The organism is Streptomyces sp. NBC_00209 (assembly GCF_045206345.1).
GTDB lineage: Bacteria > Actinomycetota > Actinomycetes > Streptomycetales > Streptomycetaceae > Streptomyces.
In genome coordinates this window covers 3,530,176-3,542,225 of record NZ_CP108121.1, presented here as the reverse complement: position 1 = coordinate 3,542,225, position 12,050 = coordinate 3,530,176, and the positions used below count along the sequence as shown (strand labels likewise).

General features: G+C 71.0%; 12 protein-coding genes and 2 tRNA genes. 5 read left to right on the top strand and 9 right to left on the bottom strand.

The genetic code is table 11. From position 1 onward, the window contains the following. Window positions 1–81: 81 nt before the first annotated feature. On the bottom strand, window positions 82–849 hold the full coding sequence (locus tag OG867_RS15970; RefSeq protein WP_328901147.1) for a DUF881 domain-containing protein: 768 nt from the start codon (window positions 847–849) through the stop codon (window positions 82–84). Window positions 850–990: 141 nt separating this feature from the next. Between OG867_RS15970 and crgA the strand changes: the two genes are divergently transcribed. Next, window positions 991–1,245, top strand: coding sequence for a cell division protein CrgA (gene crgA / locus OG867_RS15965; RefSeq protein WP_328901148.1), 255 nt, complete (start codon window positions 991–993; stop codon window positions 1,243–1,245). A 320-nt stretch (window positions 1,246–1,565) separates the two neighbouring features. On the opposite strand, the gene OG867_RS15960 is transcribed toward crgA, so the two are convergent. Together OG867_RS15960 and OG867_RS15955 are read right to left on the bottom strand one after the other, a co-directional pair. Then, entirely contained in the window at window positions 1,566–2,465 is a 900-nt protein-coding gene (locus OG867_RS15960) for a rhomboid family intramembrane serine protease (RefSeq protein ID WP_406290978.1), read from the bottom strand. A 155-nt stretch (window positions 2,466–2,620) separates the two neighbouring features. Then, complete coding sequence (locus OG867_RS15955; RefSeq protein WP_328901149.1) at window positions 2,621–3,148, bottom strand: peptidylprolyl isomerase; 528 nt, start codon at window positions 3,146–3,148, stop codon at window positions 2,621–2,623. Between the two features lie 336 nt (window positions 3,149–3,484). On the opposite strand from OG867_RS15955, the gene OG867_RS15950 reads away from it, so the two are divergent. Next, window positions 3,485–4,216, top strand: coding sequence for a DUF5324 family protein (locus OG867_RS15950; protein WP_328901150.1), 732 nt, complete (start codon window positions 3,485–3,487; stop codon window positions 4,214–4,216). A gap of 181 nt (window positions 4,217–4,397) precedes the next feature. Here the strand turns inward: OG867_RS15950 and OG867_RS15945 are convergent. Continuing rightward, window positions 4,398–4,470, bottom strand: a tRNA-Ala gene (locus OG867_RS15945). Window positions 4,471–4,638: 168 nt separating this feature from the next. Here OG867_RS15945 and OG867_RS15940 point away from each other — a divergent pair. Beyond that, window positions 4,639–5,187, top strand: a complete 549-nt coding sequence (locus OG867_RS15940; protein ID WP_328901151.1) for a helix-turn-helix transcriptional regulator — start codon at window positions 4,639–4,641, stop codon at window positions 5,185–5,187. Window positions 5,188–5,245: 58 nt separating this feature from the next. After that, a complete protein-coding gene (locus OG867_RS15935; protein WP_406286016.1) occupies window positions 5,246–6,628 on the top strand; it encodes a serine/threonine protein kinase in 1,383 nt (460 codons plus the stop codon). A gap of 22 nt (window positions 6,629–6,650) precedes the next feature. Here the strand turns inward: OG867_RS15935 and OG867_RS15930 are convergent, their stop codons facing one another. The 3 genes from OG867_RS15930 to OG867_RS15920 all read right to left on the bottom strand — a co-directional run bounded on the left by OG867_RS15930 (window position 6,651) and on the right by OG867_RS15920 (window position 10,240). Then, on the bottom strand, window positions 6,651–7,985 hold the full coding sequence (locus OG867_RS15930; protein WP_406290976.1) for a hypothetical protein: 1,335 nt from the start codon (window positions 7,983–7,985) through the stop codon (window positions 6,651–6,653). 17 nt (window positions 7,986–8,002) lie between these two features. After that, on the bottom strand, window positions 8,003–9,955 hold the full coding sequence (locus OG867_RS15925; RefSeq protein WP_406286014.1) for a vWA domain-containing protein: 1,953 nt from the start codon (window positions 9,953–9,955) through the stop codon (window positions 8,003–8,005). A 150-nt stretch (window positions 9,956–10,105) separates the two neighbouring features. Next, complete coding sequence (locus tag OG867_RS15920) at window positions 10,106–10,240, bottom strand: DLW-39 family protein (protein WP_003958712.1); 135 nt, start codon at window positions 10,238–10,240, stop codon at window positions 10,106–10,108. A 295-nt stretch (window positions 10,241–10,535) separates the two neighbouring features. On the opposite strand from OG867_RS15920, the gene OG867_RS15915 reads away from it, so the two are divergent. Further along, a complete protein-coding gene (locus OG867_RS15915) occupies window positions 10,536–10,919 on the top strand; it encodes a DUF6344 domain-containing protein (RefSeq protein WP_406286012.1) in 384 nt (127 codons plus the stop codon). 300 nt (window positions 10,920–11,219) lie between these two features. On the opposite strand, the gene OG867_RS15910 is transcribed toward OG867_RS15915, so the two are convergent. Together OG867_RS15910 and OG867_RS15905 are read right to left on the bottom strand one after the other, a co-directional pair. Continuing rightward, window positions 11,220–11,296 (bottom strand) — tRNA-Ile (locus OG867_RS15910). Window positions 11,297–11,372: 76 nt separating this feature from the next. After that, on the bottom strand, window positions 11,373–11,972 hold the full coding sequence (locus OG867_RS15905; protein ID WP_328901155.1) for a DUF3566 domain-containing protein: 600 nt from the start codon (window positions 11,970–11,972) through the stop codon (window positions 11,373–11,375). Window positions 11,973–12,050: the final 78 nt, after the last annotated feature.

Genomic DNA, 12,050 nt, shown 5'->3' with positions numbered 1-12,050 from the left:
TCGGTACCGGGTCCAGACTAAAGGGCCCGGGGCCCGGCGTGGGATGCCTGTGGAACGCTGTGCGGCGCCTGTCGCCGTCTGCTACTTCACCGGCTCCGCGTAGTGCAGGTCCACGGTGCCCGAGTAGCCCGGGAGGGTCGCGGCCCCCTGCTCGTCCACCTTCCAGCCGAGTCCGTACGCCTTCACGTACAGCAGGTAGTTCTGGATCGCCGGCGAGGCGTCCAGCGCCCGTCGCAACGCACCGGTGTCGCCGACCGCGGTGATCTTGTACGGGGGTGAGTAGACCCGGCCCTGGAGGATCAGGGTGTTGCCGACGCAGCGCACGGCGCTGGTGGAGATCAGCCGCTGGTCCATGACCTTGACGCCCTTGGCGCCGCCCTGCCACAGGGCGTTCACGACTGCCTGGAGGTCCTGCTGGTGGATGACCAGGTCGTTGGGCTGCGGGTCGGGGTAGCCGGGGCTGGCGGTGGCGTTGGGCGGGGCGTCGTTGAGCGTGACGGAGACGGCCGGGCCGGACAGCTCGGTGGTGCCCGCGGTCCGCTCCAGCGCCTTGAGCCTGGCGGCCTCCGCCTTGGTGCTGCCGTTGTCGCGCTGGGCGAGGCTGTCGACGTCCTCGCGCACGGATGTGGCGGACTCCTCCAGGGCGGCGTTCTTCTCGCTGCGCTGCTGGATGAGGTCGGAAAGCTTCAGCAGTGAGGCGTCGGTCCGGATATTGGTGCCCTTCGCCGTATTCGCGCTGGTCACGAAGATGAGTCCGGCAAGGGCGAAAACGGCAGCCGTGAGCACTCTGGCCGGGTGCCGGAAGGTGCGGCGGACCGGCCCGGGGGGAGAGTCGGCAGAATTGCTCAACGTACCCTTATCTCCTTCGGCGCCACGGAAGGACTACGCTAACGGACGCCCGGGGGAGGCCACATTCCCCCTCGCGCCCCGCCCCGGCGCCAGCCACAGTTCCCTGCGCGGTCACGCAGCGCATCGACAGGAGAGTTCCTCGTGCCGAAGTCACGGATCCGCAAGAAGGCCGACTTCACGCCGCCCGCGGCGAAGCAGGCGACCAACATAAAGCTGACCAGCCGCAGCTGGGTGGCGCCCGTGATGCTGGCGCTCTTCCTCATCGGGCTGGCCTGGATCGTCGTTTTCTATGTGACCGACGGCGATCTGCCGGTGAAGTCGCTGGGGAACTGGAACATCGTCGTCGGCTTCGGTTTCATCGCCGGCGGCTTCGGCGTCTCCACGCAGTGGAAGTAGCCCGCGCGACCGCGTAGAACCACACGCCGGCCCTGATCCGCAACCCCTGCCCTGAGTTACCCACAGCGTTATCCACAGGTGGGGGAAAAGGTCAGACGATCTGTGGATAACTCTCAGGCCGTTGACGCCGGTGTGACTGCAGCCGCCCCAGCCCCGGGGCGGGACGCCCCTTGTCCCGACTGGAAAAACCCAGCTCAGGGACAAGGGGCACAGTTATGCCCGCGATATGCACAAGATCCGGGTCACGCTGTGGAACCCTGTGGACAACTTCGGTCACAAATGGTCCACAACCGGCCTGTGAAGGCGGCCAGGGGCGCCCTCTAGGTCAGGGCGGCCGTTCTCGTCACCACGATCAGCACGACGGCCACAAGCACCAGGGCGCAGGTCCCGAACTGCACCAGATCCCGCCGCTCACGCGGGGCGTGCACCATGCCGATCCCGATCAGCACTCCGGCGATCAGTCCCCCGACATGCGCCTGCCAGGCGATCCCGCCCCAGGGGTTGAAGGTGATGATCAGGTTGAGCACGAAGATCGCGATGACCGGGCGCATGTCGTAGTTCAGCCGGCGCATCAGTACGGCGGTGGCGCCCAGCAGACCGTAGATGGCCCCGGAGGCTCCCAGCGATGGCTGGTTCGGCTCCGCGAGCCAGTATGTCAGGGCGCCGCCCGCCAGCCCGGAGAGCAGATAGAGCGCGAGGAAGCGGACGCGGCCCAGCTTCGCCTCCAGCGGTCCGCCCAGCCACCACAGCCCCAGCATGTTGAAGGCGATGTGCCACGGTGCCTCGTGCAGGAACATCGACGTCACCAGCCGGTACCACTGGCCCTCCGCGATGCCCTCGGGCGGCCCGCCGTAGTAGAAGTTGGCGCGGCCGAGCAGCATCAGGCGATCGAGCAGCGAGTCGTCGGCCAGGACCGCGACGAACACCGCGATGTTGATCCCCATCAGGATCTTGGTGACCAGCCGGGGGTCCGCCGCGACGACGCCCCCGGCCAGCGTGCGCGGCCGGGCGGCGGACGCGCTGCGCCCCGTACCGGATCCCTGGCGGACGCAGTCCGGGCACTGGAAGCCGACCGACGCGTCGACCATGCAGTCCGGGCAGATGGGCCGGTCGCAGCGCACGCACCGGACCGCCGTCTCCCGGCCGGGGTGGCGGTAGCAGTGGGCCGGCCCCTCGACGGGCGGGGGCGGTCCGGCCGCGCCCGGCGGCTGCTGGTCCATCGGTCCCATGGCTTCCCGGTCCCCTCGGTCCTCGTCGTCGCACGGGTGCGCACGACACCGCCCCGCGCATCCGTTCTGCCATGAGATACGGACGGGCGGGGCGGTTGGTTCCCGAACGTGAAATCGGAGAGTGAGCGGTCGGATGCGTTGGGCGATCAGCGCGTTTCCACGCTGACCGACTCGATGACGACGTCCTGCACCGGCCGATCGGTACGCGCATTGGTCGCGGTGGCCGCGATGGCGTCCACCACCTGCCGGCTCTTCGCGTCCTCCACCTCACCGAAGATCGTGTGCTTGCCGGTCAGCCAGGCCGTCGGCGAGACCGTGACGAAGAACTGCGAGCCGTTGGTGCCGGGCCCGGAGTTGGCCATGGCGAGCAGATACGGCTTGGTGAAGGCGAGATCGGGGTGGAACTCGTCCGCGAACGTGTACCCGGGGCCACCCGTGCCGTTCCCCAGCGGGTCACCGCCCTGAATCATGAAACCGCTGATCACGCGGTGGAAGACGGTGCCGTCGTACAGCCGGGCCCGGGTCGGCTGCCCCGTGGCCGGATCGGTCCACTGGCGCTCCCCCTCGGAGAGCTCGACAAAGTTCTTGACCGTCTTCGGAGCGTGGTTCGGCAGGAGCCGGATCTCGATGTCGCCCTTGTTGGTCTTCAAGGTGGCGTAAAGCTGCTCGGCCACGATCTGCCTTCCGTGAGTCTGCACATGTGCTCTGCGCGACTGCGCCGCGCGCCGGCCCGCACCGCTGACCGGGCCGGACCGCCGCTCCGATCCTTGCACGGGCCGCCCCCGCGGCGTCCGAGGCGGGAGCCGGTGGCCTCCGCGCCGCCGCGGCACAAACGATGCGGCCAAGTGCGTGACGAACCGGCGCGATACCGGATGAACCGTGGCATGGTCGTCGGGAGGTACCGAATGACCCGGATGCCCGCCCCACATGCCGCACAGGGCCCACGCAGGCATGATCTCGAATTGGGTGGAAAGGCGGAGTACCTACCCGCCACCAAGGAGGAGGATCCCGTGACCCGCATCGACAGCGTGCGCGCCGCAACCGACTCGGCGAGGGACAGCGTGCAGCACGCCGCGGAAGTGGTGGCGCCCTACGCCGACTCGGCCAAGGACCAGGCCGTTCACTATGCGCACGAGGCCCGCACGCTGCTCGCACCGAAGGTGTCGAAGGCAGCCAAGCAGGCCCGTGTGCAGTACGGCGCGCACGTCGCCCCGCGTATCGAGCTCGCCCGCACACACGTACCCCCCAAGGTTGACGAGGTCGCCCAGCGCGCCGCGCTCCGCACCCGTCATGCCGCCCGCAGCGCCGCGGACTACACCGTCCCGCGCATCGAGAGCGCCCGGGCCGCCGCCCAGCCGGTGGCGGAGGAAGCCGCCGCCCGCAGCGCCGCCGCTGTGGCCGCCCTGCGCGGCCAGGTCACGGCCAAGCAGATCCGCAAGCTGGCCCGGAAGCACGAGCGGCGGGCCAGGGCGGGCAAGGCGTTCAAGGGCCTGGCCGTGACCGGCATCCTCGCGGCCGCCGGCTACGCGGTGTGGCGCTGGTGGGACAAGCAGGCCAACCCGGAGTGGCTGGTGGAGCCGCCCGCTCCCACCGAGGTCGACGACCGCGCGCCGCTGTCCTCCGTCGACGGCAGCCCGCACTCCTCGACGCTTCTGGACCCCGAGGTCGAGGCCAAGCAGGCCGACGCCGAGGCGGCCGGCGAGGACGGCCCGGACGGCACGGGCCTGGACGACCGCGCCTGACCCGCGCACCCCGCACGACAGCACGCGCACCAGAACGGGCGCCGGAGGACCACGAGGTCTCCCGGCGCCCGTCCGCGTACCCGGGGCCCCTCGGGCCCGGCGTCGTGCGCGATCCGGCCCGGGCCCACGCAAAGAGGCTCCCTGATCCGCGTTTCCGCAGTTCAGGGAGCCTCTCGGGATGTGGAGCCTAGGAGATTCGAACTCCTGACATCTGCCTTGCAAAGGCAGCGCTCTACCAACTGAGCTAAGGCCCCGACAGCACGCAGCCCGAACACCTCGATGTTCCGGTCACCGCCGCAGAACAGAGTACCGGCTCCCCCCGGTGATCCTGCAAAAATTCGGGGACTCCCGGTGGGCGACCACGCTCCGTAAGATGCTGGTCGAGGTTCGCAGCAGCGAAGCCGATGCGAAGGGGAGACGCAATGGATGCAGCGCAGCAAGAGGCGACGGCCAGAGCCAGAGAGCTTCAGCGCAGTTGGTACGGGGAGCCGTTGGGGGCGCTCTTCCGCCGGCTGATCGACGACCTCGGCCTCAACCAGGCCCGCCTCGCCGCGGCACTCGGACTGTCCGCTCCCATGCTCTCCCAGCTCATGAGCGGTCAGCGCGCGAAGATCGGCAACCCGGCTGTCGTCCAGCGCGTCCAGGCCCTTCAGGAGCTGGCCGGCCAGGTCGCCGACGGCAGCGTCAGCGCCGCCGAGGCCACGGCCCGCATGGAGGAGATCAAGAAGTCGCAGGGCGGCTCGGTGCTCTCGGGCACCGGCCAGACCACGGCGAGCGGCGGGGCACCCACGGTCCGCCGGGTGGTCCGGGAGATCCAGTCGCTGCTGCGCTCGGTCGCGGCCGCCGGTGACATCATCGATGCGGCGGACTCCCTCGCCCCGACGCACCCGGAACTGGCAGAGTTCCTCCGGGTGTACGGAGCAGGGCGCACCGCGGAAGCGGTGGCGCACTACGAGAGCCACCAGAGCTAGGCCCCGCACAGTACGGGGGCACGGGCCGGAAACATGAACGGGGAGCGGGCACAGCGCCATGGGTGAGGTCTTCGCCGGACGGTACGAACTGGTCGATCCGATCGGACGCGGTGGGGTCGGTGCCGTGTGGCGCGCCTGGGACCACCGGCGCCGCCGCTATGTGGCGGCCAAGGTGCTCCAGCAGAGCGACGCGCACACGTTGCTCCGCTTCGTCCGGGAACAGGCGCTGCGCATCGAGCACCCCCATGTGCTGGCGCCGGCCAGCTGGGCCGCCGACGACGACCAGGTCCTCTTCACCATGGACCTCGTCAGCGGCGGCTCGCTGGCCCATGTCATCGGGGACTACGGCCCGTTGCCCCCTCGGTTCGTCTGCACGCTGCTCGACCAGCTGCTGTCCGGCCTCTCGACGGTGCACGCCGAAGGCGTCGTGCACCGGGACATCAAACCGGCCAACATCCTTATGGAGGCCACCGGTCGGGGCCGCCCGCATCTGCGGCTTTCGGACTTCGGTATCTCCATGCGCAAGGGCGAGCCGCGCCTCACCGAGACGAACTACGTGGTGGGGACGCTCGGCTACTTCGCTCCCGAGCAGATGATGGGCGCCGAACCGGACTTCCCGGCGGACCTCTTCGCTGTCGGCCTGGTCGCCCTCTATCTGCTCCAGGGCACCAAGCCCGACTCGCAGGCGCTCATCGAGCACTTCGCGGAGCACGGCACGCCCAGTGCCCCGGACGGCGTCCCGGAGCCGGTGTGGCAGGTCATCGCGGGGCTCCTGCAGCCGGACCCGCAAAACCGTTTCCGTACGGCCACGGGCGCGCGCAAGGCCCTGAACGCCGCCGTCGAGATGCTTCCCGATCCCTCGGACGCCGAGGAGCCGGTGGAGGTCTTCGACCAGATCGGCCCGCTTCCCGAGGGCTTCGGCCCCGACGGTCCCCTGCGGGCCGGCGGGCCGGCGGCAGCGCACTCACCTGGTCCTCAGACAAGTGGCCAGCCGACCGCGCCTCCGTCGCCCAAGGAAGCGCCGGCTCCCCAGCCGGCGGCACCCCTGGGGACCGGCCCTCATCCCAGCGGGCAGCAGCCCTACCCCTCCGCGCCGGCCCCCATGTCCGAGACGGGCAGCTTCCACCTCCCGCCCCCCGGGCCGGCCGTTCCCGCACACCACGCCCCGCAAACCGCCGCACCCTCGGCCCCGTACGGCTACCCGAACCCGGCCGGCTACACCGCCCCCGACGCGGGACCCGCGCACGCACCGACCCCCGGTCCGCAGGATCAGTCCTTCACCCACCCCTACACGGCCCCCCAGCAAGGGGCGGCCCCCTTCCAGGCACCGGCGCCCGCCCCGGGAAAGCGACCGGGACCGCCCCCGAAGGTGGCGGTCCCGGTCCTGCTGGTGGCGCTGGTCTGCTTCGCCGTGGGCATCTGGGCGCTGACCCAGTCCTGAGTACGGGGGCGGCCGCCCCCGCCTACCAAGCCTGAGGCGGCCCTCCGTACGGGTACTGCCCGCCCGTGGGCACGGCCGGTGCGGCCACCGCGCGGCGTCGCGCGATCAGGGTCCACGCCCCCAGCCAGAGCACCAGCACGGTACCGGCGCCGATTCCGGCCGCCGCGACCAGCTTCATCGTGCCGCGCTCGCTCCTGGCCTCGGCGGCCTGCGCGCCGCTCTGCCCTTCCCGCGCCGCGTCCTTGTCGCCCTGGGTCACGGAGAAGATCCCGGCATCGCCCTTGTACGGTGACTTCTCCGCCTCGCCCTTCACACTGATCTTGAGGGTCAGCGCGATCGGCTTCTGCCCGTACGGCTTCGCGAGGTCCGGGCTCAGCGTGACGGACAGGTAGTACCAGCCGGCGAACCGCATGCCGCCGACATCGTCACTGGAGTCGTACCTGTTCCGGTACGCCACCGGGGGCAGCGGGTCGAACGGGACGGAGACCGGCTTTCCCGTATAGGCCATGGGCGACACATCGGCGACGTGCCCCAGCGCCGGGTTCTCCAGCGACACCGCCAGCGCGCTGCTGACGTACGCGCTCTTCTCGGAGGTGCTGTTGCTCAGCTCGGTCGTGGCGAAGAGCTGCTGGCCCCAGTCCACCGGCACCCGGTAGAAGAGGGTCTGCCCGGGCTCGATCCGGTCCTTCCACTCGCCGCTCTCCAGGCTCGTGGCGTCGTAGTAACCGGTGCCCCCGCGACGGGTGTTGTCCATGGCGGCGTCGGGCGGAGGCGGTGACGCGGACGCCCAGGTCGTCGGGGCGGTGGTCGGCGCGGAGGAGGCGTTCGCGAGCTCCGGCTCGGAGGCGTAACGCAGCTCCAGGTCCCACTCCCCCTGGTCGGAGGTCTCCTTGCTCTCCCGCTCGATCAGCGCGTAGTACGTACCGGCCTCCTGGCAGGTGCCGTCCTTGTCGATCCGCCGGGAGGCGTAGGCGGTGATGGGGCGCGGGTACTGCGCGGTCCCGAACACGGCGTCCTGCGCACTGCACTCGTCGTCCGAGCTGTCCCGGATGCTGACCGTGATCCCGTCCCCGTACGACACCTTGCCGCCGCCCTTCGGCACGACGACGGCGGAGACATAGGCGTTCGTCTTCGCGTCCAGGTCCAGCCGGTAGTACAGCTTCTGCCCGCTCCGGATCGCGCTCTTGTAGACCCCGCCCGGCTTCAGCTTCGTCGCCTCGGCGCTGATGTCGGCGCCGACGGCCGGCTCGGCGTCCGGATCGAAGGTGTACGAGCCGGGGGCACCGGCCGCGTACGCCTGTCCCGGCAGCGCCGCCACCGCGAACACCGCCGCCACCACCGCGAGCGCCCCCCGCATCCTGCTGCGCCGCCTCATCACGCGCTTCCCCTCGTCATCCGTGCGGCTGCCCTCCGGCGGCCGCGTACATATACGAACACGGCCAGAATCGCGGCCATGGCAGCAGCCCCCGCGCCCGCGGCCGCAACAACCGCCCATCCTGCCCCTCCCGCACCGCCACTGTCTGCGGCAGCGGCCGAATCGCCCCGCTTGTCCGCCCCCGCGCCGCCGGTCTTCCCGCCCGCCGGCCCCGTAACCGCCGGGGCGTCACGTCCCGGCCCGGAGCGTTCCTCGCCCAGCACCGCCACCCGCAGCACCACACCGATCTCCGCGTTCTCCGCGATCTCCGCCGCCCGGGCGCCCAGCGTCACCGAGATGTAGAAGTCGCCCCCGACGCGCACCGGCTGGACGTACGACCGGTTCTCGTAGCGGTTGGTCCAGGCGACGGGGACCCCGCCCATCCGGACCGCCGCGGGGCTGCCGTCGTACCGCGTGTTCCCGTAGAACTCACTGCCCCCGTCGAGCGGGAAGCGGGCCGGCGTGTAGAGCCGGGTCGCGCCGTACGAGTACGTGGAGTGGGCCCGGTCCACCGTGGGCTCGTTCGCGAACTCGACGGTGTAGGACACCTGCTGGCCCCAGCCCGCCGGGACCTTGTACCAGAGGGTCTGCGACGGGAGGACGCGGTCACGCCACACGCCGGGGCCTAGCTCCCGCGCGTCGTTGAAGCCGGTACCACCCCGCACATCGCGCGGATCGCCCGTGGGCAGCGCGACGTCCTTGTCGCCCTCGCCGTACTCCGCCTCCGACTGGGCGGGCGTCACACCCTCCGCCAGCGGCGCCTCGGTCCCGTACACCAGCTCAAGGGGCCAACGGGCCGCGTCCGAGTTCTTCTTGCTCGTCCGCTCCACCACGAGCCGGTAGCGGCCCGCACGGTCGCAGACACGGCCGCCGGCCGGCGAGGGGACCCGGGCGACGGCGACCGTCAGCGGCACCGCGCCCTCCCGTTGCGAGAAGCGCTCGGTGTCCGTCGCGCAGTACTCGTGTCCGGTGCGCTCGATCCTGGTGGTCAGGGCGTCGAACGTGTCCACGGCCGCCCCCGGCTGCGGGACCGCCGTCGCGGCGAGGTCCGCCGTGGAGGCGGCGTCGAAGTCCACCGCGTAGTACCGCTTCTCGCCCGGACCGATGGTGTCCAGGTACTGCCCCGGGGTCAGTACGGGTGCCCGGCCGGCCGTGGCCGCGCCCGTCACCCGGCGTCCCTTCAGCCGGTAGCCGTCCGCCGAGAGCCGGGCGGCGCGCTGGAGTTGACGGGCCAGCGCGTCGGCGTCCGGCGCGTCGTAGTAACGGCCGTTGCCCGCGCGTGCGATGCACTCCAGCTGTTCGCGGGCGGGGCCCTTCACCTGGAAGCCGACGGTGTCGATGCGCAGCCCGAGCCCTTCCCCACCGAGGCGCTCGGCAACCTCGCAGGGCGCCGGCGCACCGCAGTTGTCCTCGCCGTCCGAGACCAGCAGGATCGTGCGCGTCCCGATGGCGCCGTCCGCCGGTTCGGGCAGGTCCTCGGCCGCCTTGCGGAGCGAGAGGCCGATGGGGGTGTCGCCCCGGGGCCGCACCGCCTCGACCGCCCGCTTGAGCGCGCCCCGGTCCAGCGCGCGCACCGGCTGGGCGAGGCGGGTGTCCGTACAGCCGTGCGGCCGGTCGGCGCCGTAGACGCGCAGCCCGGTCGGGAAGCCGTCCGGAAGGCCGTCCACCACCGTGGAGACGGCCGCGCGGGCGCTCTCCATCCGGGTGCGGCCGGCGCCGTCGTCGTCCCCCATGGAGCCGGATGAGTCGAGCACCATCACCAGGCTGCCGTTGCCGCCGGACCTCGCGGCCGCCGGTGCCCCGTGGGCGACCGTTGCCGCCGGTGCCGGCAACGCGCCCGCCACCAGGGCGAACAGCGCCCCGCTGATCAGAATCCCCGCCCGCGAACCTCTGCGGTGATGGTCTTGCCTCACCCGTGCCCCCTCGACCGAACAGTCAATGTCTTTGCTCACGCAAGCTATTGATTTGCTTGCGTGAACTCAAGGGCACAGCTGTCACGGTCCCGCAACAGCACGAAGCCCCGGCCGCGTCAGCGACCGGGGCTCGTACCAGGCTGTTCCGTCTCAGACACCCGAACCCGCGGGCACGGAGTCGGTCGCCTCCGTCCACAGATCCTGCTCGGCGCGATCCGCCTGGATCTGGCGGTACACGAGGAGCCCGCCGATGGCGGCCAGTGCGACCAGGAGAAGCTTCTTCACCGCGCGACCTCGTCCTTCGTTGGCGTAGGGGACTTCTGCCGCCCGACTATACACACCGGCCGATATCGACCGGTGACCTCCCCGCAACCCAATTGGCGCCTGCCGACGTGCGGCCGGAACCCCTCTGTGCGCGCCCCTCGGACGCCCCCGAGGAAGGCCGGGGCGGGCCGGTTGAACCATACGAGTGGTGTTCATCTGAAGATCGGCGTATGCGCGGCGTCGGTCCACGAATTCGCGGGCCGGATCCACATCATCGGAAAGGTAAGCAAACCGGACCACCTGAAAGTGAGGGGCCATGAGCACCGTCTCGGCCAAGCACATCTGGACCGCCTTCGTCACCGCGTTCTTCGCCCTCCTCGCGGCCCTGGGCCTCGCGAGCTCCACGGCCACCGCCGCGCAGGCGCCAGCCACGAACACGAACACGGAGCCGGCGGCCACGGCCCACGAGCACACGGCCGCCGCCCGCGCAACAGCAACCGGGCCTTCGGTGCGATGGACCCTTCCGCGTGACCGGGCGCTGCCGCCCACGATGAAGCAGCGCATCCGCGCCGAGGCCCACGGCTCCTCACCCGCCACCCGGCATCTGTCCGCAGACACGAAGAACGCCGTGAGCACCACGGGCTCCGCCCGCACCTCGCACGGCACTCCGGCCCAGGACGCCTCGCTCCTCCCACCGTGACAGCGCCGCAGCACCTGACCCCCTGAGCCCCCGGGCCGGTTCACACCGGACGGGGGCTTTCCCGTGCGCCGGGGCGTTCACACCTGCCAGGTGAGGAGGCGGTACGAAGTGAGGAGGCCGGTAAGAGATGCCGGCTGTGCCGCCGTCAAGGCCGGGGCGGCCGTGCCCTGATGGGCGCAACCGGTCACACGCCTCCCCGGTCGGCATGTGTGCACGTGCGAGCCCGCCTGACCTCCTGATCCCGGGATCAGGTCCGGCAACGCCGAAGGCCCCCACCGTTCCCGGTGGGGGCCTTCGTGCTGGTGGGGCTAACAGGATTTGAACCTGTGGCCTCATCCTTATCAGGGATGCGCTCTAACCAACTGAGCTATAGCCCCGCCGCGCTTTTCCGTCGCGCTGACTTCTGAAGATTAGCGCACGTCGGGGCCAGTCCCAAAATCGATACCCGCGGGGCTACTCGTCCTCCGCCAGCGTGAGCTCGACACCGCCCACGAAGCCCGCCGACAGGTTGTAGATGAAGGCGCCCAGCGTCGCCAGCGCGGTGGCCAGGACCACGTCGATCACCGCGATGACCGAGGTGAAGATCAGGACCCTGGGCAACGACAGGAACGCCTGAAGGTCGAAGCCGTTGCCCTCGTTGGAACCGGTCGCCTCGCTGATGGTGCCGCCCACGGTGGAGAAGACGCCCATCGCGTCCATCACCATCCACAGGACCGCCGACGCCATCACCGTGCAGATGCCGAGCGCGATGGACAGCAGGAAGCTGACTTTCATCACCGACCACGGATCGGCCTTGGACACCCGCAGGCGCGCCTTGCGGGTACGCGGAGTGGTCCGCGCCCCCGTCCGCGGCTTGCGGGCCGCCTGGGACGGCCCCACGCCCTGCTGAGCACCGTAGGGCCGCCCACCGCCCTGTGTCCCGCCCGGAGGCGAGGGGTAAGCCTGCGGCGGGTGGTACGGGCCCGCCTGGCCCGGTGCGGGTTCCCGCTCGCCGGGCAGCGGCCCGGTCGCGTAACCCTCGTACTGGGGCTGAGGGCCCCGCGTATCCGTCACAGTGCCCCCTTGGGAGTCCGTGGCGGGGCCACGGGCACCGTTACCTCCGGCTCCGGAAGCGGCCGAACCGGCGCCCGT